Origin of the sequence: Rheinheimera sp. EpRS3 (assembly GCF_001513785.1) — a bacterium.
Lineage (GTDB): Bacteria > Pseudomonadota > Gammaproteobacteria > Enterobacterales > Alteromonadaceae > Alishewanella.
Window position 1 is genome coordinate 806,301 of sequence record NZ_LNQS01000008.1, and the last position, 24,183, is coordinate 830,483.

The 24,183-nt window shown below is 47.9% G+C and carries 30 protein-coding genes; 14 read left to right on the forward strand and 16 right to left on the reverse strand.

The window, feature by feature from the left end:
- Positions 1-136: 136 nt before the first annotated feature.
- The 3 genes from rpsI to zapE form a co-directional block, all read right to left on the reverse strand.
- Positions 137-529, reverse strand: a complete 393-nt coding sequence (rpsI, locus tag AR688_RS12215; protein WP_068233894.1) for a 30S ribosomal protein S9 — start codon at positions 527-529, stop codon at positions 137-139.
- 12 nt (positions 530-541) lie between these two features.
- Positions 542-970, reverse strand: a complete 429-nt coding sequence (gene rplM, locus AR688_RS12220) for a 50S ribosomal protein L13 (protein WP_068233896.1) — start codon at positions 968-970, stop codon at positions 542-544.
- Between the two features lie 203 nt (positions 971-1,173).
- Entirely contained in the window at positions 1,174-2,265 is a 1,092-nt protein-coding gene (gene zapE, locus AR688_RS12225; RefSeq protein WP_068233899.1) for a cell division protein ZapE, read from the reverse strand.
- A 125-nt stretch (positions 2,266-2,390) separates the two neighbouring features.
- Here zapE and AR688_RS12230 point away from each other — a divergent pair, with 125 nt between their 5' ends.
- The 3 genes from AR688_RS12230 (at position 2,391) to AR688_RS12240 (ending at position 5,444) form a co-directional block, all read left to right on the forward strand.
- Positions 2,391-2,831 (forward strand): YhcB family protein, encoded by a 441-nt coding sequence (locus tag AR688_RS12230; protein ID WP_068233902.1) that lies wholly within the window; start codon positions 2,391-2,393, stop codon positions 2,829-2,831.
- Positions 2,832-2,918: 87 nt separating this feature from the next.
- Positions 2,919-4,268, forward strand: coding sequence for a Do family serine endopeptidase (locus AR688_RS12235; RefSeq protein ID WP_068233905.1), 1,350 nt, complete (start codon positions 2,919-2,921; stop codon positions 4,266-4,268).
- Between the two features lie 159 nt (positions 4,269-4,427).
- Positions 4,428-5,444: a trypsin-like peptidase domain-containing protein gene (locus tag AR688_RS12240; RefSeq protein WP_082694767.1), complete on the forward strand. Its 1,017-nt coding sequence runs from the start codon at positions 4,428-4,430 to the stop codon at positions 5,442-5,444.
- Positions 5,445-5,454: 10 nt separating this feature from the next.
- Here AR688_RS12240 and murA read toward each other — a convergent pair whose 3' ends face one another.
- Genes murA through mlaF form a run of 7 tightly spaced genes read right to left on the reverse strand, consistent with a single transcriptional unit; the run spans position 5,455 to position 9,979 of the window.
- Positions 5,455-6,714 carry a UDP-N-acetylglucosamine 1-carboxyvinyltransferase gene (gene murA / locus AR688_RS12245; protein ID WP_068233911.1) on the reverse strand — a complete coding sequence of 420 codons (1,260 nt, stop codon included), beginning with the start codon at positions 6,712-6,714 and terminating at the stop codon, positions 5,455-5,457.
- Between the two features lie 6 nt (positions 6,715-6,720).
- A complete protein-coding gene (locus AR688_RS12250; protein ID WP_068233914.1) occupies positions 6,721-6,978 on the reverse strand; it encodes a BolA family protein in 258 nt (85 codons plus the stop codon).
- 9 nt (positions 6,979-6,987) lie between these two features.
- Positions 6,988-7,281 (reverse strand): STAS domain-containing protein, encoded by a 294-nt coding sequence (locus AR688_RS12255; protein WP_068233917.1) that lies wholly within the window; start codon positions 7,279-7,281, stop codon positions 6,988-6,990.
- Positions 7,278-7,931 carry an MlaC/ttg2D family ABC transporter substrate-binding protein gene (locus AR688_RS12260; protein ID WP_068233920.1) on the reverse strand — a complete coding sequence of 218 codons (654 nt, stop codon included), beginning with the start codon at positions 7,929-7,931 and terminating at the stop codon, positions 7,278-7,280. Before AR688_RS12260 ends, AR688_RS12255 begins: the two co-directional genes overlap by 4 nt.
- Entirely contained in the window at positions 7,931-8,395 is a 465-nt protein-coding gene (gene mlaD / locus AR688_RS12265; RefSeq protein WP_068233923.1) for an outer membrane lipid asymmetry maintenance protein MlaD, read from the reverse strand. The genes AR688_RS12260 and mlaD overlap by 1 nt, the downstream gene beginning before the upstream one ends.
- Before the next feature lies 1 nt (position 8,396).
- Positions 8,397-9,179 carry a lipid asymmetry maintenance ABC transporter permease subunit MlaE gene (mlaE, locus tag AR688_RS12270; protein ID WP_068233926.1) on the reverse strand — a complete coding sequence of 261 codons (783 nt, stop codon included), beginning with the start codon at positions 9,177-9,179 and terminating at the stop codon, positions 8,397-8,399.
- Entirely contained in the window at positions 9,176-9,979 is an 804-nt protein-coding gene (gene mlaF, locus AR688_RS12275; RefSeq protein ID WP_068233929.1) for a phospholipid ABC transporter ATP-binding protein MlaF, read from the reverse strand. The genes mlaE and mlaF overlap by 4 nt, the downstream gene beginning before the upstream one ends.
- A 285-nt stretch (positions 9,980-10,264) precedes the next feature.
- Here mlaF and AR688_RS12280 point away from each other — a divergent pair, with 285 nt between their 5' ends.
- The 11 genes from AR688_RS12280 to AR688_RS12330 are packed head-to-tail and all read left to right on the forward strand — an operon-like array spanning position 10,265 to position 17,987.
- Positions 10,265-11,242 (forward strand): calcium/sodium antiporter, encoded by a 978-nt coding sequence (locus tag AR688_RS12280; protein WP_197412214.1) that lies wholly within the window; start codon positions 10,265-10,267, stop codon positions 11,240-11,242.
- 10 nt (positions 11,243-11,252) lie between these two features.
- Positions 11,253-12,221 carry a KpsF/GutQ family sugar-phosphate isomerase gene (locus tag AR688_RS12285; RefSeq protein ID WP_068233932.1) on the forward strand — a complete coding sequence of 323 codons (969 nt, stop codon included), beginning with the start codon at positions 11,253-11,255 and terminating at the stop codon, positions 12,219-12,221.
- A 1-nt stretch (position 12,222) separates the two neighbouring features.
- Positions 12,223-12,777 (forward strand): 3-deoxy-manno-octulosonate-8-phosphatase KdsC, encoded by a 555-nt coding sequence (gene kdsC / locus AR688_RS12290; RefSeq protein ID WP_068233934.1) that lies wholly within the window; start codon positions 12,223-12,225, stop codon positions 12,775-12,777.
- Complete coding sequence (gene lptC, locus AR688_RS12295; protein WP_068233937.1) at positions 12,774-13,328, forward strand: LPS export ABC transporter periplasmic protein LptC; 555 nt, start codon at positions 12,774-12,776, stop codon at positions 13,326-13,328. The genes kdsC and lptC overlap by 4 nt, the downstream gene beginning before the upstream one ends.
- Positions 13,318-13,809, forward strand: a complete 492-nt coding sequence (gene lptA / locus AR688_RS12300; protein WP_068233939.1) for a lipopolysaccharide transport periplasmic protein LptA — start codon at positions 13,318-13,320, stop codon at positions 13,807-13,809. The genes lptC and lptA overlap by 11 nt, the downstream gene beginning before the upstream one ends.
- Entirely contained in the window at positions 13,806-14,528 is a 723-nt protein-coding gene (lptB, locus tag AR688_RS12305) for an LPS export ABC transporter ATP-binding protein (RefSeq protein WP_068233942.1), read from the forward strand. The genes lptA and lptB overlap by 4 nt, the downstream gene beginning before the upstream one ends.
- Before the next feature lie 48 nt (positions 14,529-14,576).
- Entirely contained in the window at positions 14,577-16,058 is a 1,482-nt protein-coding gene (locus AR688_RS12310; protein WP_068233945.1) for an RNA polymerase factor sigma-54, read from the forward strand.
- A 26-nt stretch (positions 16,059-16,084) separates the two neighbouring features.
- The gene (hpf, locus tag AR688_RS12315; RefSeq protein ID WP_068233948.1) at positions 16,085-16,372 is read left to right on the forward strand and encodes a ribosome hibernation promoting factor; all 288 of its coding nucleotides are present in this window, start codon (positions 16,085-16,087) and stop codon (positions 16,370-16,372) included.
- 7 nt (positions 16,373-16,379) lie between these two features.
- Entirely contained in the window at positions 16,380-16,853 is a 474-nt protein-coding gene (ptsN, locus tag AR688_RS12320) for a PTS IIA-like nitrogen regulatory protein PtsN (protein ID WP_068233950.1), read from the forward strand.
- The gene (gene rapZ / locus AR688_RS12325) at positions 16,850-17,710 is read left to right on the forward strand and encodes an RNase adapter RapZ (protein WP_068233953.1); all 861 of its coding nucleotides are present in this window, start codon (positions 16,850-16,852) and stop codon (positions 17,708-17,710) included. Before ptsN ends, rapZ begins: the two co-directional genes overlap by 4 nt.
- A 4-nt stretch (positions 17,711-17,714) precedes the next feature.
- The gene (locus tag AR688_RS12330) at positions 17,715-17,987 is read left to right on the forward strand and encodes an HPr family phosphocarrier protein (protein WP_068233956.1); all 273 of its coding nucleotides are present in this window, start codon (positions 17,715-17,717) and stop codon (positions 17,985-17,987) included.
- A gap of 4 nt (positions 17,988-17,991) precedes the next feature.
- Here AR688_RS12330 and AR688_RS12335 read toward each other — a convergent pair whose 3' ends face one another.
- Genes AR688_RS12335 through AR688_RS12360 form a run of 6 tightly spaced genes read right to left on the reverse strand, consistent with a single transcriptional unit; the run spans position 17,992 to position 23,840 of the window.
- Entirely contained in the window at positions 17,992-18,360 is a 369-nt protein-coding gene (locus tag AR688_RS12335) for a Na+/H+ antiporter subunit G (RefSeq protein ID WP_068233959.1), read from the reverse strand.
- 9 nt (positions 18,361-18,369) lie between these two features.
- Positions 18,370-18,639, reverse strand: coding sequence for a K+/H+ antiporter subunit F (locus AR688_RS12340; RefSeq protein WP_068233961.1), 270 nt, complete (start codon positions 18,637-18,639; stop codon positions 18,370-18,372).
- Positions 18,633-19,172, reverse strand: a complete 540-nt coding sequence (locus tag AR688_RS12345) for a Na+/H+ antiporter subunit E (protein WP_068233964.1) — start codon at positions 19,170-19,172, stop codon at positions 18,633-18,635. The genes AR688_RS12340 and AR688_RS12345 overlap by 7 nt, the downstream gene beginning before the upstream one ends.
- Positions 19,169-20,692: a monovalent cation/H+ antiporter subunit D gene (locus AR688_RS12350; RefSeq protein ID WP_068233967.1), complete on the reverse strand. Its 1,524-nt coding sequence runs from the start codon at positions 20,690-20,692 to the stop codon at positions 19,169-19,171. Before AR688_RS12350 ends, AR688_RS12345 begins: the two co-directional genes overlap by 4 nt.
- Entirely contained in the window at positions 20,692-21,045 is a 354-nt protein-coding gene (locus AR688_RS12355; protein ID WP_068233970.1) for a Na+/H+ antiporter subunit C, read from the reverse strand. Before AR688_RS12355 ends, AR688_RS12350 begins: the two co-directional genes overlap by 1 nt.
- Entirely contained in the window at positions 21,045-23,840 is a 2,796-nt protein-coding gene (locus tag AR688_RS12360; RefSeq protein WP_068233973.1) for a monovalent cation/H+ antiporter subunit A, read from the reverse strand. Before AR688_RS12360 ends, AR688_RS12355 begins: the two co-directional genes overlap by 1 nt.
- Positions 23,841-24,183: the final 343 nt, after the last annotated feature.

Consider the following 24,183-nt stretch of genomic DNA (forward strand, 5'->3'; position numbering starts at 1 on the left):
GGCTGAATCAGTATTATCTTAAAGCTTTGCGTTATACGGCAAGCTATAGCCGCCAGTTTGCAGCCACAAAACAACGCAAATTATAGGCGAAAAAAACCCGGCAACTGGTGCCGGGTTCTGGTACTTGATAAAACGATTAACGTTTTGAGTACTGTGGACGTTTACGTGCTTTACGCAGACCCACTTTCTTACGTTCAACCTGACGGGCGTCACGGGTAACGAAGCCTGCTTTACGCAGTGCAGGACGCAGTGACTCGTCAAACTCCATCAGTGCACGGGTAATACCGTGACGGATAGCGCCGGCCTGACCGCTGATACCACCACCTTTAACAGTGATGTACAGGTCGAATTTCTCAACCATACCAACCAGCTCTAATGGTTGCTTAACAATCATACAAGCGGTTTCGCGACCGAAGTATTCAGTTAACGCGCGCTGATTAACAACGATGTTACCTGAACCGGCTTTGATGAATACACGGGCCGTTGAGCTTTTACGACGACCAGTTCCGTAATATTGATTCTGTGCCATGTTATGCTCCGATTAAATATCTAATACTTGCGGTTGCTGAGCAGCATGCTGATGCTCGGCGCCGGCGTAAACTTTCAACTTACGGAACATAGCGCGGCCCAGAGGGCCTTTTGGTAACATGCCTTTAATAGCAAGTTCCAGAACCATTTCTGGTTTCTTCGCGATCAATTTCTCGAAGCTGATTTCCTTGATACCACCAGGGAAGCCAGTGTGAGAATAATACATTTTGTTCTGTGCTTTGTTGCCGGTAACAGCCACTTTTTCCGCGTTTACCACGATGATGTAATCACCGGTATCCACGTGTGGGGTGTACTCTGGCTTGTGCTTGCCACGTAAACGGGCAGCGATTTCTGTTGCGATACGGCCCAGTGTTTTACCTGACGCATCAACAACGAACCAGTCGCGGGTTACGCTTTCTGGCTTAGCAGTAAAAGTTTTCATTTATCTATCCAAAAATAACTTAGTTACACCTGACACCGTGCAGGGCTGATGCAGCGGATGTCGTTAGCGTACCCCTTCGAGTACAAAAACTACCGGGCTAACGGCAGTATTAGGCTGTAACGTAGGCCGGGCGCGGATTATATATTAACCAATTATAAAAATCAGCACTCTGTGCAGAAATTTCCACTGAAATGGCAAAAAAACTATGGCAGGTGCGCTTTGGCCAGATAATCACGTGATTGCATTTCCTGTAGCCGGCTGATGCAGCGTTTAAATTCAAAATTTAAAATGCCCTCGGTATAAAGTTGTTCCAGCGCAGCTTCTGCCGAAATAATCAGCTTAACGTGGCGCTCATAAAACTCATCTACCAGGGCAATAAAACGCCGCGCCACATCGTCATTCTGCCGCCCCATTGTTTTAACACCAGACAGCAACACCGTATGATAACAGCGGCTTAGCTCCATATAGTCATATTGGCTGCGGGCGGTTTCGCATAACTCATTAAACGCAAACCAGACTATACCGTCAGCTTCATGCCGGGCGTGAAGTTTACGGTTGGCGACTTCTATTTGGGCATCTTGCTGGCGCGGCTCTGTAGATAACGCATTAAAATACTGCAACAGGTTTGTTTCTGCCTGTGTATCAAGCGGAAAATGGTAAATTTCAGCTTTTTCCAGCGTGCGCAGCCGGTAGTCTATACCGCTGTCTACATTGACGGTTTGGGTATGTTGCTTAATTAAAGCGATTGCCGGCAAAAACCGGGCACGCTGCAGGCCGTTACGATACAGACCATCGGGCTCAATATTTGACGTTGCCACCAATGTAATACCGCGCGCAAACAAGGCTTGCATTAAAGTACCGAGGATCATCGCATCAGTGATATCTGAAACAAAAAACTCGTCAAAACACAGAATGTCGGTTTCCTGCTTAAACTTATCCGCCACTTTTTCCAGTGGATCACTGACACCTTTTTGCAGCTTCAGCTCTTCATGCACCCGGTGCATAAAGCGGTGAAAATGTATCCGCAGTTTACGGGTGGTTGGCAGACATTCGTAAAAGGTATCTACCAGATAGGTTTTACCACGCCCTACTCCGCCCCAGAAATACAGGCCTTTTAGTGGCTGCTGTACCGTTGTTTTGCCGGTAAGCCGCTGCCACAATGAAGGTGAAGCTGGCTTATGGCTGACAATATCATCATAAAGTCGCTGCAACTGAGCAACAGCAAAAGCCTGCGCCGCATCATGCTGAAAGTCATCCCGCGTTAAATCCTGCTGGTATTTTTCTAATGGTGTCATCTGAGTACTACTTGAAAGCTGGCACGCCAAGCCCTAAATAAGAGCATTAATAGTAACATGCCTTACCACTCTGGATAAGAAGTTAGGTTACACTTATTGCTGAATTTACCCCCGCAGGAGTTGTTATGGAATATATGTATGCTGCAGCCTGGCTTATCGCCGGTTTAGTGATAGGTGCAGGCATCACACGCTGGTTAACGCTGAAACAGTTTAACAAGCATAAACTGCAGCTGGAACTGGAAGAAAGCCAAACTCAATTAAAGCAATACCGGCACGATGTTTCAGAGCATCTGGAAACCACCAACCAGTTAATGACCCAGCTGCAGGATAATTACGCCCGTATTGCCCGCCATATTGCCGACTCCAAAATGCAGCTGGTCGAACGCCCGACAGAGTCTGTACGCCAGGATATAAACTACCTGTCCGGTGACACCGCAGCCTATATTCGCCAGTCGCTGAATCAAATTGACGAGAAACGCCGGGTTTATTCTACCGCAGAGCAACAACCGCGCGATTACTCTGCTGAAGCCAGTGGAATAATTAAGCAGCGTAAACCTGCAGAATAATTTGTTACACAAAGCAAAACCGTCAGCTGAACTTTTTTTATTACGACACGTTCTTAGTCGCACAATGTTAAAGGAGACTATTACGCTATGAATAAGAAATTGTCATTGCTTGGCGCAGCTGTTGCTGCCAGTCTGTTGTTGACAACACCACAACCAGCAGATGCCAGAATACCGCTGTTCTCATCAGAGCAGGAAATGCCTACTCTGGCGCCGATGCTGGAGCAAGCAACACCGGCAGTGGTACATATCTCGGTTGAGGGCAGCCGCGAGGTACGTCAGCGTTTACCTGAAGCTTTCCGTTATTTCTTTGGCCAGCGTGGCCAGGGTGAGTACCGCGAAGAACGGCCTTTTAAAGGCCTGGGTTCTGGCGTGGTAATTGACGCTGATAAAGGTTATATCGTCACCAATAACCACGTTATTCAGGATGCTAACGACATCGAAGTGCGGCTAAAAGATGGCCGCACTTTTAAAGCGAAAAAACTTGGTGCCGATCCGGAAAGCGATATCGCCCTGCTCCAGATTGAAGCGAAAAAGCTGGTACAAATTCCGCTGGCTGACTCAGACAAAACCCGGGTCGGCGACTTTGCTATTGCAATTGGTAACCCTTTTGGCCTGGAGCAAACCGTTACTTCCGGTATTATCAGCGCACTGGGCCGGGGCGGCCTGGGTATTGAAGGCCTGGAAGATTTTATCCAAACCGACGCTGCCATAAACAGCGGTAATTCAGGCGGTGCTTTGGTCAACCTGCGCGGCGAGCTTATTGGCATCAATACCGCTATTCTGGGGCCAAACGGCGGCAATATCGGCATTGGTTTTGCCATTCCGGCCAATATGATGAAAAACCTGGTTGATCAAATTATTGAACATGGTGAAATTCGTCGTGGCAGCTTAGGCATCAGAGGGCAGGATGTCACCGCCGACTTAACTGAAGCAATGAACTTAAGTGTTAGCCGTGGTGCTTTTGTTAACGAAGTTCTGCCCGATAGTGCGGCAGAAAAAGCCGGTTTAAAATCCGGTGACGTTATTGTCAGCATGAATGGCAACAAAATCAGCTCCTTTTTGGAACTACGCGCTAAAGTGGGTACGCTGGGCGCTGGCCGTGAAGCTAAGCTTGGCATACTGCGTGATGGTAAAGAACGTACGGTTACCGTTAAGTTGCAGGAACTGGCCAGTGGCCAGGTAGCAGCGAATCAGATGCACCCTATGCTGGACGGTGCCGAGTTATCTAATGCTGACGGTGGGGTAAAAATTGATGCTGTGGCCAATAACTCAGCAGCAGCTCAGATCGGATTGCTGCCAGATGATGTAATCGTTGGTGTTAATCGTCAGCGTGTTGCTAACCTGGCTGAACTGCGTAAAGCGCTGGAAAACCGCAGTGGTGTAGCTGCACTTAATATTCAGCGCGGTAATACTAATCTTTATGTGTTAATCCGCTGATAGCAAAGGTTTAAGCAGTAGCCAATGGCTACTGCTTAAACAATATTAATGCTATGCTAGCCTAACTTAAACTTTGCAGATAATTCAGATCCCGTGGCCAAATTTTTGTTTTTTTTGCTTAAGAGCATCGCCTACGGGCTCGCGTTAGCATTTTTGCTGATGCTGGTATTTCCATCCCTAAATCAGCTGTCAGTACCACTGTTTAAAGCCGCAGAAGTCAGCGAAGATGACGCCCCTGTCAGCTACGCTCAGGCAGTCCGGCGAGCTGCACCGGCGGTAGTTAATGTTTATACCCGCAGCACCCTGGTTGATCCCCGTTCTTTACGTCCCCGCACTATAGAGCGCCAAGAGCTGGGCTCCGGCGTGGTAATGAGTGCGCAGGGCTATATTCTTACCAACTATCATGTGGTGTATGGTGCCGATCATATTGAGATTGCATTACAGGATGGCCGCTGGCTGGAAGCCGTACTGATTGGCCAGGACGAACTCACCGATCTGGCCGTATTGTATGTACAGGCGGAAAATTTACCGGTTATTCCGCAAGATACCGAGCTTGACCCCCAGGTGGGTGATGTAGTGCTGGCAATAGGTAACCCGCTCAATCTGGGGCAAACGATTACGCAGGGCATTATCAGTGCCAATGGTAACACTGGCCTAAGCTCACGCGGTTATATTGATTTTATGCGGATGGATGCCGCCATCAACCGTGGCAACTCTGGTGGCGCTCTGGTAAACAGCAACGGTACTTTGGTGGGTATTAATGCTGCTGCTTTTCAACTGGAAAACCAGGATATTCAGGGGATCTTTTTTGCTATCCCTTATAAACTGGCGCAGAACGTTATGCAGAAGCTGATAAAGCATGGCAAAGTTACTCGCAGCCACCTTGGTGTATCAGGTGATGCAGTAGTTAACGCGGCTGGCGACAGGCTGATATCATCAGGGCAGACGTTATACGGCCTTAGTATTACTGCGGTAAACGCTAACGGACCGGCAGCCGAAGCTGGCCTGCAAACCGGTGATATTATTCTGGAAATTGACGGTCAGCGCTTTAACAGCGTGCAACAGGCACTGAATATTATTGCCGAGACCACGCCTAACAGCGAAATGGTACTCACCATTGATCGTAATAATCAACAGTTAAGCATTAAAGCCATAACCCGCGAATTACGCCGTTAAAAAACGCGGCTTAAGCCGCGTTTACTCTTTCAATATTGGCGCCAAGCCGCTTTAGTTTATGTTCAATATGCTCGTAGCCACGGTCAATATGATAAATGCGATCTACCACTGTGGTACCTTCAGCTACCAGACCGGCGATTACTAAACTGGCAGATGCACGTAAATCTGTTGCCATAACCTGAGCAGCCATCAGCTTATCTGTATGCTGGCATACCGCCGTATTACCCTCAAGGCTGATCCGCGCGCCCATACGCTGCAACTCTGGTACATGCATAAAGCGGTTTTCGAAGATAGTTTCAGTTACCATACCTACGCCTTGTGCAACGACATTCAGCACAGTAAATTGCGCCTGCATATCTGTAGGAAAGCCAGGGTGTGGCACTGTTTTTACGTTGACAGCTTTTAATATACGCCCGGTCATATTAGCGCGGATCCAGTCGCTACCGGTTGTAATATCAGCGCCAGCTTCACGTAGCTTATCCAGCACAACTTCTAACTCTGCCGGATCTGTGCTACGACAGGTAACATCGCCACCACTAACTACTGCTGCAACTAAAAATGTACCGGTTTCGATCCGATCCGGCAGTACCTTGTGTTTGCCACCGTGCAGTGCTTTAACACCTTCGATGACAATACAGTCTGTACCGGCGCCACTGATTCTGGCGCCCATAGTATTAAGGTATATGGCTAAATCAACAACTTCAGGCTCACGCGCAGCATTATCAATGGTGGTGATACCATCTGCCAGCACAGCGGCCATTAACAGATTCTCTGTGCCGGTTACACTCACCATATCCATAATGATATGAGCGCCTTTAAGGCGGCTGGCAGTTGCTTTGATATAACCATTTTCAACTATGATTTCCGCGCCCATTTTACGCAGGCCATCAATGTGCAAGTTAACCGGCCGTGCACCAATAGCACAACCACCAGGCAGAGATACTTCTGCCTGTCCAAACCGGCTTAGCAAAGGGCCCAGTGCAAGAATGGACGCCCGCATGGTTTTTACCAGTTCATAGGGAGCAAACTGGTTATTTACTTTACCGGCATCAACCTGCACCACATTGTCCGCAAAACTGACATCAGCACCAAATAGCTGTAATAGCTTAACAGTGGTTTCGATGTCTTTTAGTTTAGGTACATTAGTGATAGTAGTGGGCTTTTCAGACAGTAAACTGGCAAAAAGTATCGGTAAAGCGGCGTTTTTCGCGCCGGATATGGTGACATCCCCTGTTAAAGCCTTGCCACCTGTTACAAGAAATTGCTGCATATATTACTACATCGGAGGGTTAAGAAGTTTTTCTCTACGCCACTGCTGCGGTGTAAAGGTCTTAATGCTGACAGCATGAATAGAACCATCAGCTATCGCAGCCATTAAAGGTGCATAAATCATTTGTTGCTGCTTAACACGGCTGACATCAGTAAAACATTCGCCCACTGCAATTACTGCATAATGAGAGCCTTCAGCAGTAACTCTGACTTCAGCTAGCTGCAACTTCTCAGTCAGCAGCTGCTCAATCTGTTTTATTTCCAAAGTTAAACCTTAATCTATAACAGGCAATAACGCCTTGACCGCACTAACATCGGCTAATGATAACAGCTGTTGCGGTACATTACATAATGCTACAGAAACCCCTTGGCTTTTCGCTACTGCCAATTGCTGCAGTAACCAGGCTAAGCCTGCTGTGTCAACGTTGTTCAGTGCGGTAAAATCAAACCGCACTGTACCTTGCAGGCTATTTAACAGGGTAAAGGGTGAATACAGCATTAACGTATCACGATTTAACGCACCGGTAAAACGCAAACTGTCGCCGTCCTGCACGATGTTTAACGTCACTTTTCTTCCGCCTTGGTAATAGGTGCCTTGGCTTTTTCAATCAGCATGGTTGTTACGCTATTAAGGCCTTGCTGACGGATCAGGTTACCCAGCTCTGCTCTTTTGCTATCCAGTAGCGATATACCCTCAGCCACCATATCAAACACCAGCCAGTTGTCTGTATCTTTACCACGGCGCAGTTTAAACTCAATGTTGATGTCTGGCTTGCCAGGGTCAATCACCCGGGTTCTGATGGAAATAATTTTTTGGTTCTCAGCAATACGGCCTGGCTCAATTACCACTTTCTGATCACGATACTGAGTAAACACACCAGCGTAAGTAGCAACCATATAGTTTTGGAATGCATCAACAAACGCCAGCAAATCTTCTCTTGGTGTATTACGCAGATCAGCACTGTTACCAATAACGCGAAGCGCGGCATACCGGCTATCAATATGAGGCACCAGTTCTTCATTTACAATTAAACGCAGTACTTCAGGGTCGGCCTGAATTTTGCTCTGATCCTGAGCAATGCGGCTAAACGTTTTGTCTGCCAGCACTTCCATCATCTTATAAGGGTCTGAGTAGGTGTCTGTCGACGCGTTAGCAGAAGACGTGTAGCCGCTCAAAGCGACCAGAAAAGCTAGTAAGAATGCATAAAGTTTCATCATCAGTTCCCGCGGTTAAATAAGAATTGTCCAATCAGCTCTTCCAGAACTAATGCTGACTTGGTGTCTTCGATGTAGTCACCATCAACCAGAATTTCAACGGTTTCATCCAGAAAACCTGGTTGCAGGCCTAAATATTGCTCTCCCAATAAACCAGACGTCAAAATCGCCAGAGTGCTTGTTTCGGGAAAGTTGCTGTAATCGCTGTTAATTTCCAGCGTAACCACCGGTGTGTAGTAAGTGGTATCCAGTTGTATTGCAGCAACGCGTCCTACCACTACGCCACCTACTTTTACCGGCGAGCGCACTTTCAAACCACCGATATTCTCAAACTTCGCATGCAGTTGGTAAGTTTGACTACTGCCTCCCATGCCGGTACTGGCGACTTTCAATGACAACATCAGAAATGCTGCTATTGCTAATACGATGAAACAACCTACTAAAATTTCTATTTTCCGTGTGGTCATGTTATCCACCAAACATTAATGCAGTTAAAATAAAGTCAAAACCCAACACTGCCAGCGATGCAGTAACAACAGTTTGTGTTGTTGCCCGGCTGATACCCTCAGAGGTGGGCACAGCGTCATAGCCTTTGTGCAGAGCGATCCAGATCACAATAAGAGCGAATACAACACTTTTGATAATGCCATTTACCACATCATCATAAAAATCGACGTTTGCCTGCATAGCAGACCAGTAACCACCACCATCAACACCTAACCAGTCAACACCAACCAGATGCCCCCCCAAAATACCAACCGCCGTAAATATCATCGCCAGTAACGGCAAACTAATTACACCCGCCCAGAACCGGGGTGCGATAATGCGCCGCAGTGGGTCTACCGCCATCATTTCCATGCTGGACAATTGCTCGGTAGCTTTCATCAAGCCAATTTCTGCTGTTAACGCGCTACCTGCCCGCCCGGCAAATAGCAAAGCGGCAACCACAGGGCCCAGTTCACGTAACAAACTTAGAGCGACCAAAGGCCCAAGCATTTGCTCAGCACCAAATTTCACCAGCACTGTGTAGCCCTGCAACGACAGCACCATGCCGATAAACAAACCAGATACCAGAATAATCAGTAAAGACAGCACGCCAATAACATAAAGCTGCTTTATCAACAGTGGTAAACCTTTGCGAACATTCGGAATACCAATAATAGCGCCAAACAACATGATGCCAGCCCGACCAAAGCCAGTGATGTTGTTAATGGTTGCTGCGCCCAGTTGCTGTAACTTGTCTGCAATCACCTGGTTAACTCCATTAATTCCTGCTCATACGGTGCGGCTTTAAAATGAAACGGTACAGCGCCATCAGCCTCGCCTTTAAGGAACTGCTGCACCAATGCAGACGGATCATTACGCAGTTGCTCCGGCGTACCCTGCCCAATTACGGTTTGTTCTGCGACAACATACACATAATCAGCAATACTCATCACCTCTGTTACGTCATGAGATACCACAACAGATGTCAGGCCCAGTGCATTATTTAACGAGCGGATAAGCCGCACAATAACACCCATAGAAATAGGGTCCTGACCGGCAAAAGGTTCATCGTACATTATTAACTCTGGGTCCAGCGCTATTGCCCGGGCCAGTGCAGCACGTCTTGCCATACCTCCGGACAACTCAGCTGGCATTAAGTCACGGGCACCACGTAAGCCAACGGCTTCGAGTTTCATCAGTACAATCAAGCGGATTAAAGCTTCGGGTAGGCGCGTATGTTCACGGATCGGGAAAGCCACATTGTTAAATACAGACATCTCGGTAAACAGAGCGCCGCTTTGAAACAACATACTCATCTTCTTACGTGCCTGATACAGCTCCCGGCGCGACAAATCAGGAATATTTTGGCCTTCAAACAAAATTTTGCCGCTATCAGGCTTTAACTGGCCGCCAATTAAGCGCAACAAAGTGGTTTTACCTATGCCACTTGGTCCCATAATGGCAGTAACCTTGCCGCGGGCAAACTGCATATTCAAATCACGATAAATTATCCGCTCACCCCGGCTAAAGGTCAGGTGCTGGATGTCAATCAGAGTATCAGCCAAACTATTCTCTCCGCTTATCGCAGCTATACTGCTTGCTGTGCTACCCACAACCTGATAATGCTAGGCAATATACATACATCAGTGTATGTTTTCAATCAGACTGCTGCTAAAGTTGTATTATTGTAAACGTGTTCAGGTGTAAAGTCGTTACATTAAATCGTAACAAAGTATGCGAAAAATCGATCTTGCCATCAGAGGCCAGCTTTTTTTGCAATTCGCGCCGATAAGCAGGAAAATACCAGGCAATACCTTACACAGAACTTACAGAGAACAGGGAACTTCATATTGTCACCTTTGCTACTCGCTATTACTTTTGTCATTGTTGGCCTCGTCCTGTTGTTGTGGAGTGCAGATCGTTTTGTTTTTGGCGCTTCGTCTTTAGCCCGCTCAGCTGGTATATCGCCGATGATAATAGGCCTGACGATAGTGGCCATGGGATCCTCCGCTCCGGAAATGCTGGTTTCGGCTAATGCGGCGTGGCAAGGTCGCCTCGACACTTCTGTCGGTAATGCACTGGGTTCAAATATCACTAATATTTTACTGGTTATCGGTGCCGCTGCACTGTTAAAACCTATAGCTGTCTCTTCGCTTACGTTAAAGCGTGAATATCCGCTCGTGCTGCTGTGTACCCTGCTGGGTTATTACTTTATTTCCGATAACTACTTAAGCCGTACCGAAGGTATTATGCTGTTGGTCGCCTTTACCGGCTTTTTGTGTTTAATGGTGTACTGGGGTAAAAACGCCAGCAGCGATGACCCTTTAATCAGTGAAATAAATAGTGAAATACCTGACTATGCGCCGCTGCCTAAAGCCTTGGTATGGGTGTTTATCGGGCTGGTCGTATTACTGGCCAGTTCACAGCTGCTAGTGCATGGTGCGGTGACAATCGCCCGTTACGCCGGGATGAGTGATTTGGTAATAGGCCTGACCATTATTGCTATAGGCACTAGTTTGCCTGAATTAGCTGCCAGTATTATTGGCATTCTTAAAGGCGAGGATGACCTGGCGCTGGGCAATATTATTGGCTCGAATATCTTTAATATTCTGGCCGTAATGGGGCTGGGTGCCGTGATCCATCCATCAATACTGGACCCGATGGCCGGCAGCCGTGACAGCTACGTTATGATAGGCGCCACCCTGCTTATGCTGGTAATGTCATTTCGTTTTGGCCGTATCCGCCGGATCAATCGCATTGAAGGTTTGTTGCTGCTGGCAGGTTTTGTGGGCTATCAGTACCTGCTGTTTACCACTATATTGGCGTGATGGAAGCAATATGAGCACCGATTTTCGTATCAGGGCCGCCGAAGTTCTCAAAATTGAAGCAGCCGCTGTTGAGCAACTACAACAATATCTGAACGCTGATTTTAACCTGGCATGCCAGCTTATTTTTGACAGCAAAGGCAAAACCATCGTATCCGGTATGGGTAAGTCAGGCCATATTGGCAGCAAAATTGCTGCAACACTGGCATCTACCGGCACGCCGGCGTTTTTTGTCCACCCGGGAGAAGCCAGTCATGGCGATTTGGGGATGCTGTCGGTTGAGGATGTCGTGATCGCCATTTCTAATTCCGGTGAAACAGCAGAAATACTGACCATTATTCCGGTAATAAAGCGCCTGGGTATTAAATTGATAGCCATGACGGGGAACCCTGCGTCAACACTGGCGAAGCTGGCTGATGCTCACTTATGTGTTAAGGTAGAACAGGAGGCCTGTCCGCTGGGCCTGGCACCTACGGCAAGCACCACCGCCACCCTTGCTATGGGTGATGCACTGGCCGTGGCACTGCTTGATGCCAGAGGCTTTTCGGCTGATGATTTTGCGCTATCGCATCCTGGCGGCAGTTTGGGCCGTAAACTACTGCTGCGACTGGAAGACATTATGCATCGCTCAGAGCAGGTGCCGGTGGTGCCACAAACCGCTTCGATTAAAGATGCCTTGCTGGAAATCTCCAAAAAAGGCTTAGGCATGACCGCAGTAGTAGATGAGCAAGGCCGGATGGCGGGCATTTTTACCGATGGTGACCTGCGCCGTATTTTAGATCAACGTTATGACATTCACACTAATTTGATTGCAGAAGTTATGACACGCAAATGCATCACTGCCAATGCTCAGATGCTGGCAGCAGAAGCGCTGCAAATTATGCAACAGAAGAAGATTAATGGCCTGATTGTGGTTGATGATACACAAGTGCCAATTGGCGCAATGAATATGCACGATTTGCTACGTGCCGGAGTATTGTAGAATGTCATTGTTTAATACGCTGTATCAGCCGGTATCTGACAGTATTATCCATAAAGCCAGAGCCATAAAACTGCTGATCTGCGATGTTGACGGCGTGTTTTCTGATGGCCGTATCTATTTGGGTAATCAGGGCGAAGAATTAAAAGCCTTTCACACGCGCGACGGCTACGGCGTTAAAGCATTGCGTCAGGCCAAAGTAGAAGTAGCAGTAATTACCGGTCGCAACTCAGCCATAGTGCAACAACGTATGACTGCCCTGACCGTGCCCTTTATCTATCAGGGCCAGGAAAATAAACTGGCCGCTTTTGCTGATCTGCAGCAGCAACTGCAACTAACTCCCGAACAGATTGCCTATATAGGTGACGACCTGCCTGATTGGGCGGTCATGCAACATTGTGGTTTATCAGTGGCCGTTAAAGATGCGCATCCATACCTGCGTCAGCATGCAAATTACATTACGGCCATGGCCGGTGGTTTTGGTGCCGTGCGTGAAATCTGCGATTTAATACTGATAAGCCAGCAGCACTTTGGCCTTTTTGACGGTAGCAGTTCATGAGAAAGTTGCTTGTTTTACTGGTGCTTATATTAACAGGCACCGCTGCCTATTTGTGGTTTGAGCCTGAAGATAACCCGGATGCGCTGCAAACCGATCAGGAGTTATTACCCGATTATGTGGCAGACAACATTACCCGTACCTTGTATAACGAAGCCGGTTACCGCGCCGATTCTGTCACGGCAGTGCGGCTGGAGCACTTTGAATTACTGGGGTTTACCCAGTTTGAACAACCGGTGTATACGCTATTTAATGAAGAGTTTCAGCCCAGTTGGAAAGCCAGCAGTAAATACGCTATCTGGTTCCCACAGGATAAAATCATTCTTGAGCAACAGGTCGTTATTGAAAGTTTACTGCAAAATGAGCTGGTTGAGCGCATAGAAACAGATACACTGGAGATGTTATTTCCTGATAACAGGTTGCAAAACAACCAACCAGTCTACATTCAGGGTAAAGGGTTTTACATTGAAGGCATTGGTTTGCAGGCAGATTTAACCGAAAAAACACTGCAATTAGTCCAACATCAGAAAACGGTATATCGTAATGAAGATTAACATAATTCCGGCTGTAGCCCTGCTGCTGTGCAGCTTATCTGTGCAGGCAAATCAACCTGACTACACCCAGCAAATTCAGATAGATGCTGATAATTTATCTTCAGTCAAAGAAAACGTACTCACTTACCGTAACAATGTTGTGGTTACCCAGGGCTCGCTGCAGCTAAAGGCTGATCAGCTGGAAATTAATGCCACTGCCGGTAAAGGTAATGAAGTTTATATCGCCACTGGCAACCCTGTTACCTATTCTCAACTGCTGGCCGACGGCCAGCAGGTTACCGCCCAGGCGAAAGAAATGCGCTATGAGCCATCAAACCGCACCCTGACATTCAGCGGCGAAGCAGAGTTGGCGCAAAGTGGCAGTGTGGTAAAGGCATCAACCATTCGCTATAACGTAGAAAAGCAGGAACTGAGCGCCGAGAGTGACGAATCAAAACGCGTGACAACCATTTTCACGCCAGAGGAAAAAAACAACCCATGAAGCTAGTCGCGTCGCATCTGGCCAAAAGTTACAAAGGCCGGCAGGTGGTTAAAGATGTCAGCCTTGAAGTTAATGCGGGGCAGATTGTTGGGTTACTGGGGCCAAATGGCGCAGGCAAAACCACCACTTTTTATATGATTGTCGGTCTGGTGCCATCAGACAAGGGCCATATCACTCTGGGTAACAAAGATATCACCTTCGACCCTATTCATACCCGCGCGCGCCAGGGTATAGGCTATTTGCCACAGGAAAGTTCTATTTTTCGTAAGCTGACAGTACACGACAACCTGTTAGCCATTTTGCAAACCCGAAAAGACCTCAGCCGCAGTAAACGTGAAGAAATAGCAGATGACTTATTGGAAGAGTTTCATATCGGCCATATAAAACATAGCCTGGGTATGAGTTTATCCGGCGGTGAGCGGCGCAGGGTAGAAATCGCCAGGGCGCTGGCGGCTAATCCGGCGTTTATTTTACTGGATGAACCTTTTGCTGGTGTTGACCCCATTTCAGTGCTTGATATTAAAAAAATTATCCAGCATTTAGGTCAGCGTGGTATCGGTGTATTAATTACCGACCACAATGTGCGTGAAACGCTTGATGTGTGTGAAGTTGCTTACATTGTCAGCCATGGTGAGCTGATAGCCTCCGGGCCACCACAACAGGTTCTGGCAGATCAGAAGGTACGCGATGTATACCTGGGTGAGCAATTCAGGCTATAGTTAGCAAAAATAATAACAGCGTATCATTCAGGAGAACGGTAGAAGTACATGAAACCCTCTTTGCAACTTCGCTTAGGACAGCAGCTAACCATGACGCCACAGTTGCAGCAGGCTATACGCCTGTTACAGCTGTCGACAATTGAGTTGCAACAGGAAATTCAGGAAGCACTGGACGCCAACCCATTACTTGAAGCTGAAGACGACTTTGACAGCTTCCCGGAGGCAGCAACCCAGGCTGAACGGAATGATTATGCAGATACTGCTGAAACCCAGGCAACTGACGACAATTATGAGCCCGCTGAACCCGATACCAGTGAGGCAATGACTGAACAAAACATTCAGGAAGATTTGCCACTGGATAATAACTGGGATGACTTAGTCAGCGCAGCGCCGGTCAGTGCGGGGAATGGTGCCGACGAAGACTACGTTTATCAGGGCGAAACCTCTGAAACCCTGCAAGACTACCTGCGCTGGCAAATGCAGCTGACGCCGTTTTCAGATACTGACCGCGTTATTGCCGAAATTATTATTGAAGCTATTGATCCCAATGGTCTGCTGACCATCAGCTGCGACGATATTCTTGAATCGCTCGGCATGGACGATATTGAAGCCGACGAAGTTGAAGCAGTAATAAAACGTATTCAGCTGTTTGATCCCGTGGGTGTGGCCGCCCGCTCAGTACAGGAATGTCTGCTGGTGCAGTTACGCCAATTCGACCCTGCTACACCTTATCTGGCCGATGCACAAAAGCTGATCCGCGATCATACTGAATTTTTAGCCAATCGCGACTTTCGTTCTTTGATGCGTGTGACTAAACTCAAAGAGGATGAGTTAAAAGAAGTCATGCAGTTAATTCATAGCCTGAACCCAAGGCCAGGTGCAGACGTTATCCGGGAAGAGCAGCAATATGTCATACCCGATGTCAGTGTACAAAAAGTAAAAGGCCGCTGGCAGGTGGAATTAAACCCCGATGCTATGCCAAAAGTACGTATTAATCAGCAATATGCAGCGATGTCCAGAACAGCTAAAAGCAGTGCAGATACACAGTTTATCCGCTCTCATCTGCAGGAAGCTAAGTGGTTTTTAAAAAGTCTGGAAAGCCGTAATGAAACGTTACTGAAAGTGGCCAACTGCATAGTTCAGCAGCAACAAGCCTTTTTTGAACATGGTGAAGAAGCCATGAAACCTATGGTACTGAATGACGTAGCAGAGATGGTAGGCATGCACGAATCCACCATTTCACGTGTTACTACACAGAAGTATATGCATACACCGCGAGGTATATTTGAACTTAAGTTCTTCTTCTCAAGTCATGTTAGTACAGAGAGTGGTGGAGAGTGCTCATCCACTGCTATCCGCGCCTTTATAAAAAAATTAGTGGCGGCGGAGAATCCGGCCAAACCGCTTAGTGACAGTAAAATGGCTGATATTCTGCTTGAGCAAGGCATAAACGTAGCGCGGCGCACTATTGCCAAGTATCGTGAATCTTTGTTTATTCCGCCGTCAAATCAACGCAAGACCTTGATGTAAGTCAGCCTAAAAGAAGGAATATGTCTATGCAAATCAATCTAACTGGTCGCCATGTTGAAATCACAACTGCATTAAAAGAATACGTTGACAGCAAATTTGCTAAACTGGAACGCCATTTTGATCATATAAATAATGTACATGTGATCCTAAACGTGGAAAAATTAAAGCAGATCGCAGAAGCTAAACTGCATTTGAATGGTGGTGAGGTATTTGCGGTTTCCGAAGACGAGAATATGTATGCGGCCATTGACCAGTTAATAGACAAGCTGGATCGTCAGGTAATTAAACACAAAGAGAAAATAGCCCGGCACTAAGTAAACTATGATGAATTTAACCTCTATGCTGGCCGAGAACTGCACTAAAAGTGCAGTTCTTTTTAATAGCAAAAAACGTATTCTGGAATACATTGCCGAACTGGCGCATCAACAATTACCAGAGATGACCGAGTACGGCATTCTTGAAGCGTTAATGACGCGCGAGAAACTCGGTTCAACCGGTATTGGCGGTGGTATCGCTATCCCACATGGCAAATTAAAATGTGTCACTTCGCCTTTGCTGGTATTTGTGGTCAGTAAAGAAGCTATTCCGTTTGATGCTATTGATAACCAGCCGGTAGATATTTTCTGCGCCATTTTGATACCCGAGGCCCAGTGCCAGGCGCATCTGAGCACCCTGGCTGGTATCGCAAAATTGCTCAGCCAAAAAGAGCTGACCAAAAAAATCCGTCATGCACAGACCAACCAGCAGTTATATCAGTTGCTCGTGCAGTACAGTGAGGCAGAAACGTCAAAATGAAGCTACTGGTAGTCAGCGGTCGTTCCGGTTCGGGTAAGTCTGTAGCCCTGCGTGTAATGGAAGATCTTGGCTACTATTGTGTTGATAATATTCCGGTCAATTTACTGCCTACGCTGGCCACTACAGTAATAGGCCAGTACGAACGTGTCGCTGTTAGCATTGACGTACGTAACCTACCCAAAGACCCAGACGAATTAACCGAGATTTTGTCTTATCTGCCGAGAAAACTGGAACTAACCATTCTGTATCTGGATGCCGATCATGCCAGCCTGATTAAACGCTTCAGCGAAACACGCCGTTTGCACCCGCTGTCACATCAGGCCATGTCGCTTGATGAAGCTATTTCTGAAGAGCAGCAACTGCTGGACCCTATCTCCAGCCGCGCCGACTTATACATTGATACCACTGAACTGAACGTGCATCAGTTAGCAGAGCAGCTACGTGAACGTATCTTAGGCCAGAAAACCGGCCGTCTGGTGATCCTGTTTGAATCATTCGGCTTTAAGTACGGTATACCCAAAGATGCCGATTTTGTCTTTGATGCACGCTTTTTGCCCAACCCGCACTGGGAGCCAGACCTGAAACCATTAACGGGGCTGGACCAACCGGTAAAAGACTATCTGGCGGCACAATCTGTGGTAGTAAAATACATCTGGCAAATTAACAGTTTTATCAGTACCTGGCTGCCACATCTTGAACGTAATAACCGCAGCTATTTAACCATTGCTATCGGCTGTACCGGCGGACAACACCGCTCAGTTTACATTGCCGAAAGCCTGACAGAGAGCTACCGCAGCCTGCGGGATGATGTTCAGGTAAGGCACCGTGAGTTGTTCAGACACGCAGCTAAGGGCTAAAACCATGAGCAAGTGCAGCGAATCCGTTACTATTGTCAATCAGCTGGGTTTGCATGCCCGGGCAGCCAGTAAGCTGGCACAACTGTGCCAGCAGTTTAGTGCCCGTATAGAGCTGGTACAGGAAGACAAAAGCGCTGATGCCAGCAGTGTTCTGGCATTATTGATGCTGGCCAGCAGTAAAGGTAAAACGCTGCAGGTATGTACCGAAGGTGTCGATGCGCAGCAAGCGCTGGACGCGGTGGTCAATTTGATCAAAAACGGTTTCGACGAAAACTAAGCTGCTAAGGCAGCGGTTTTCTGTCATGTTGTTTCTGTTGTGCCGGGTGTATGCTATCTTTTCCTGTCGTTTTATCTACTGCCTTTAACTTATAGTGCAATGCTGTTTTTATCAGCATATGTGCACTAATAGGCGCGGTGATCAGTAAAAATATGGTGATCAGCAGTTCATGCACGCTGGTTTCACCATGGGTATAAAAAAAGAACATCGAGCCAAGCAATATACCGCCCATGCCAAGCGTAGTCGCCTTAGTAGGCCCATGTAAACGCATAAAAAAATCGGGCATCCGGGTCAGGCCAATAGAGCCTATCAGCACGAAACTGCCACCCAGTAACAGGAAAAATGCGACTACCCACTCAATCCAGTATTCCATCATGCTCTCCTATTCTATAATGTCGCCGCGCAGCAGAAACTTACACACAGCTACTGTGCTAACAAAGCCCAGCATTGCTATTAGCAGCGCCGCTTCAAAATACAGCGGCGACTCCATCAACAAACCGTACAGAATAATCAGCGCGATGCTGTTAATGTACATAGTATCCAGCGCAAGAATGCGATCCGGAATACTGGGGCCACGCAACAGGCGATACAGATTTAGCAACAACGCGATGCTGATCATGGCAAACACCAGCATAATGACATTATCTAGCATTGAAAAATCTCCTTTAAAGGCGCTTCGTAGCGCTGTTTAATGTCATTAATCAGCTCTGCCTCGGTACCAGACAGGTTTAATACATGAATTAATAACCAGCGCTGTGGCATCGGCTCGCCCGGTTGTAAACTGTCTTTGCTCGGATAAATTTCAGCGCTGACGGTACCGGGTGTCATCGACACAGTACTGGCCAGAATAGTAATTGGCAGCTCGTGTTGTAAATCCAGCGGCACTTTCACAAAAGCCGGTTTTAATCGTGTTCTTGGCCCCAGAATCAGCAATGCTACCTGAGCATTTGCTGTGACAATATCGGCCAGCACCCGCAGTATATAGCGCAGCCCCAACAAAGGGTGCTCTATTAATGGTTGCGGATCACGGAACCTAAGTGTAAAAAGCGGAATAACTACGGCCAGTATAACGGCAAAAAACAGGTGCACCGGCGCTATACTCTGGCTTAACAGCAGCCAGACAATAAACAGTAAAACGCTACGATAAGGTGTTGGTAGCCAGCGATATTTAGGCTCAAATCTCATGGTTTGATCTCCTGTACCGGCTGCTGGCCAAGAATAATATTGTTGCTGGTGGCTGTATCATATAACTGGGCAGCAGCCTGTTGCGACAGTGCGGTTAACGGCCCGGCAAATACTGCCAGCAAAGGGCTGGCTAGCAGTAACCAGATAACAGCAAAAATCTGTAACCTTGGCGCCTTTCCACCGCCCGGCTCAGTGCCACTTACCCGCCAGAACAAAGTACTGCCAGCACGCGATAATGCCACTATAACCATCAGGCTGCTTAACAGAATAAGGCTCCACAGTAATATCCGGCTAACCGGTTCAACAGCAGATTGTAAAATCATTAGCTTACCAACAAAGCCGGAAAACGGCGGTAATCCCGCAACCGTTAACGCGCCGATCATAAAGATAAAACCAAGCAGGATTGGCTGGCTAACCCGCCGGCCTGAAACCAGTCTGTCTCCGGCTTTACCGCGCTGATTGGCGATTAAGTCTGCAACCAGAAACAGTGCTGCTGTCACCAGTGTGGAATGCACGGTGTAATACAATGCAGCTGCAGCTGACAGCTCGGTTTGCAACGCCACCAGGCTAACCAGGGTACCGACAGACACCAGTACCAGATTGGCAACCAGTTTGCGAAAATCCTGGCTTGCCAATGCACCTACTGCACCTAAAGCGATGGTCGCCAGGCCTGCGGGTAATAACCAATCGCTGGCCATTCCAGCAAGTGGCCCGGCATTCTCGCCAAAGATAGTGCTATACACCCGCAGCAGCGCATAAACCCCTATTTTTGTCATTACAGCAAACAATGCGGCAACCGGCGCTGATGCCGAGGCATAAGTTGCAGGCAGCCAAAACTGCAGCGGCAACACTGCGGCTTTAAGGGCAAATACTATCATCAGCATTAAGCCGCCCGCTTTCACCAGCATCAGATCTTCTGCCGGTAATGTCGCCAATTTTACTGCCATGTCGGCAATATTTAATGTACCCAGCGTGCCATACAGTACCGCCAGCGAGAACAGAAAAATAGCCGAACCGGTTAAATTCAATACCACATAATGTACTGCTGCTTTGGTTTTATTTTTGCCACCGGCGTGGATCAGCAACGCATACGACGCGATCAGTAATACTTCAAAAAACACGAACAGATTAAATAAGTCGCCGGTTAGAAAGGCGCCATTAATACCCATCACCTGAAACTGAAATAGCGGATGAAAGAACGAGCCCTTTTCATCTTCACCGGCACTGCCGTAACAAATAGCTCCTAACGCCAGAAAGGACGTCAGGCAAACCATAACCACTGAAAGGGTATCGGCTACCAGAATAATACCAAACGGTGCCTGCCAATCACCCACTGCATAATGTATTAAACCCTGCTGTTGCACCTGTAACAGTAAGCACACCGCCAGTACCAGCTGAATAGCACTGGAAATCATACTTACCCAGCGGCGGCGCATTGGCGAGTAATGCACCGGTGGCAACATAATTATTAATGCTGTTAAAAATGGCAGCAAAATGGGCGCGGTAATCAGATGCCACATCAGCGACTCTCCTTCTTCGACATCTCAGATTCCGGCAACTTGCCATCGACATGATCATTACCCAGATCTGCCCGGGCACGTATTGCCAGAATCACCAAAAATGCCGTCATAGCAAAGCCTATTACAATTGCGGTAAGCACCAGTGCCTGCGGTAAGGGATCAGCATATTGCTCGCTGGTGCCAAGCACTGCAGCCCCCCGCAGCGTTAAGCGGCCAGAAGAGAAAATAAACAGGTTAACCGCGTAAGACAGCATGGTCAGGCCCAGCACCACAGGGAAGGTGCGGCCACGTAACATCAGAAATACGCCACAAGCGGTAAGAAAACCGATACAGCAAGCAAACAAGGTTTCCATTAAATTGTATCCTTATGCACTGGCCGGTGGCTGGTGGTCATTTTACCCAGACTGGCCAGAATCAGCAGTGTAGAGCCGACAACCGTAATATAAACCCCCAAGTCAAAAGCAATAGCACTGGCCAGCTCAATAGTGCCCAGCAGCGGAATATCAAAATAGTCAAACCAGGACGTCAGGAATGGCCGGCCGAATACCCAGCTGCCCACGCCGGTAAACAAGGCAATCAGCAAGCCTACGGCTACCACGCGCTGGTATTCTACGTTCATCCGCTCTTTTACCCAGTCAACCCCTTGCGCAATGTACTGCAGAATAATTGCCACAGCGGTAATTAAGCCGGCAATAAAGCCGCCGCCGGGTAAATTGTGACCGCGGAAGAAAATATACACCGACACCATAACAGCAAGTGGCAACAGGCTTTGCGATACCGTAGACAGCAACAACGAATGGCGCTCTGTAGCCCAGGGCCGGCCTTCACCGTCACTGCTGGGTTTAAACACCGGAATACGGGTGAGCAGCTTAAAAATACCTAAAGAGGCTATACCCAATACCGCAATTTCGCCCATGGTATCGAACCCACGGAAATCAACCAGAATAACGTTGACCACATTAGTACCACCACCACCGGTTTTAGCATTGGCCAGGAAAAACTCAGAAATACTGTTTAACGGCCGGGTCATCAGGCCATAACTTAAACTGCCAACCAGCACACCTACCATACTGGCAATACTGATATCGCGTACCACCCTTGGGGCCTCTGATTGCTTAGGAGTTTTATGCGGTAAAAAGAATAACGCCAGCATCAACAGAATAACGGTTACCACTTCTACTGAAAGTTGGGTTAGTGCCAGATCCGGCGCAGAAAAACGGGTAAAGGCTATCGAAACCATCAAGCCAACTACCGAGATCATTAGCAACGCCACAACCCGCTTGCGATGCCACACCACAGTAGCAAAAGCGGCAATAAGCAACATAGCGGCGCCCGTGGCATTTACCGCATCAATAGGTAACTCATCACGCCCGCCCCACAGGGTATCCAGCTCCAGTAACGGCATACCTGCCAGCACAATAAAGGCCAATAACACTAGCACCATGTATCGTTGCAACGAGCCGTTGTCGAGCCACTGATAAAACTGGTCACAACGGGCAATCAGCGCCTTAACACCGCCTTCAAAACTGTTTAGCGCATCCATATCAGGTAAGGTGTTCTGAAAATCAAACAGATGTTTGCGATTGACATAAATCAGCGTACCGCCGGCCAGCGCCAGTATGCTCATCATCAGCGGCAGGTTAAAACCATGCCAGATGGCCAGGCTGTATTCCGGCACCGTACCACCGAGCACAGAAGCCGAAGCCGCATGCAACAGATCGCCAATTAAGTAAGCCGGAAAAATACCCACCAGAATACACAGCGCCACTAGTACCTCTACCGGCACGCGCATATAACGCGGCGGTTCGTGCGGTGTTTTGGTTAGGCCCTTCGGCTGGCCGTTAAAAAATACATCATGGATAAAGCGCATCGAATAGGCGACAGAGAAAATAGCGGCTACCGTGGCCAGCACAGGAATAACCCACGACAAAGAGCCCAGCAGGTGCTGATGCAGTGTTTCGGCGAAAAACATTTCTTTCGACAGGAAACCATTTAGCAAAGGTACCCCGGCCATAGCAGCGGCCGCTACCATCGCCAGCGTGGCAGTGATCGGCATAAATTGCCACAAGCCGTTGAGCTTACGCATATCCCGCGAGCCGGATTCATGATCAATAATACCGGCCGCCATAAACAGCGACGCCTTAAAAGTGGCATGGTTGATAATATGGAACACCCCGGCTACTGCCGCTAAATCGGTGCCCATACCAAACAGCAAGGTAATTAAGCCCAGATGGCTGATAGTTGAATACGCCAGCAAGCCTTTTAAGTCATGTTTAAACAGCGCCAGATAAGCACCTATCAGCAAGGTAGTAAGGCCGGTTAAACTCACCAGAATAAACCATAACTCGGTGCCAGACAGCGCCGGATAAAACCGCGCCAGCAGAAAAATACCCGCCTTTACCATAGTGGCTGAGTGTAAGTAAGCACTTACCGGCGTGGGTGCTGCCATGGCATTAGGCAACCAGAAATGAAACGGAAACTGCGCCGATTTGGTAAAACAACCCAACAAAAACAGCACTAACAATATCGGATACCAGCTGTGTTGCTGAATAACATCGGTACTGGCCAGCACCACATCTAAATCATAACTGCCTACCACTTGCCCTATTAATAAAAACGCCGCCAATAAGGCTAAGCCGCCAGCCCCTGTTACCGTTAATGCCATACGGGCACCACGACGCGCTTCCGCTTTATGCCACCAGAAGCTGATTAACAGGAAAGAGCTGATACTGGTTAGCTCCCAGAACATCCAAAGCTGCAGTAAATTGCCCGACAATACTATGCCCAGCATCGCCGTCATAAACAGCATTAAATAAGCATAAAAACGTGGCATCGAATCGCGCTCAGACAAGTAATAGCGCGCATACAGAATAATCAGCAAGCCAATGCCTAAGATCAGCAGGCTGAATAAATACGCCAGGCCGTCAAGCCGTATGGATATATCCAGGCCAAGTAATGGGATCCACGACAGGAAAAAACGCACAGTTTCACCGCTCAGTACCGGTTCGGTATGTACCAGCACTAACATCAGCGCAATAGCGGGCGGCAAAGCGGTAGCCAGTGCGCAGGCACTGCGGTTCCATTTAGCAGCCAGCAGCGGAACCAGAGTTCCCAGCAGCGGCAGAAGTAAAATCCACATAAGTGTCATAACTGTCGCGCGTCCTTATTAGAATAAACTTAACTGATACATTCAGCCTCTGCCATTAATCTTACAGATTAAGTTGTTGATATCCTAGGCAGTTAGCTAAGCATAGAAGACAGATTGCCTTTGCAACATGGGCGGGCTGAAAAATCAGTTTGTCGGGTGTAATGCCGGTATTTATACCGTTATCTGTCAGAAAAGTCTATTGAAACCGGCCTGCCTGACAGCTGCTGGCAGCGGGCTTTACCGCAGAAAAACTGATAGTTATCGCAACTAACCAACGCCACTATTTTGTTGGCAAGCTGGCGCCAGCACTGTAAACAAGATACAACTAAAGACACTAACTGCA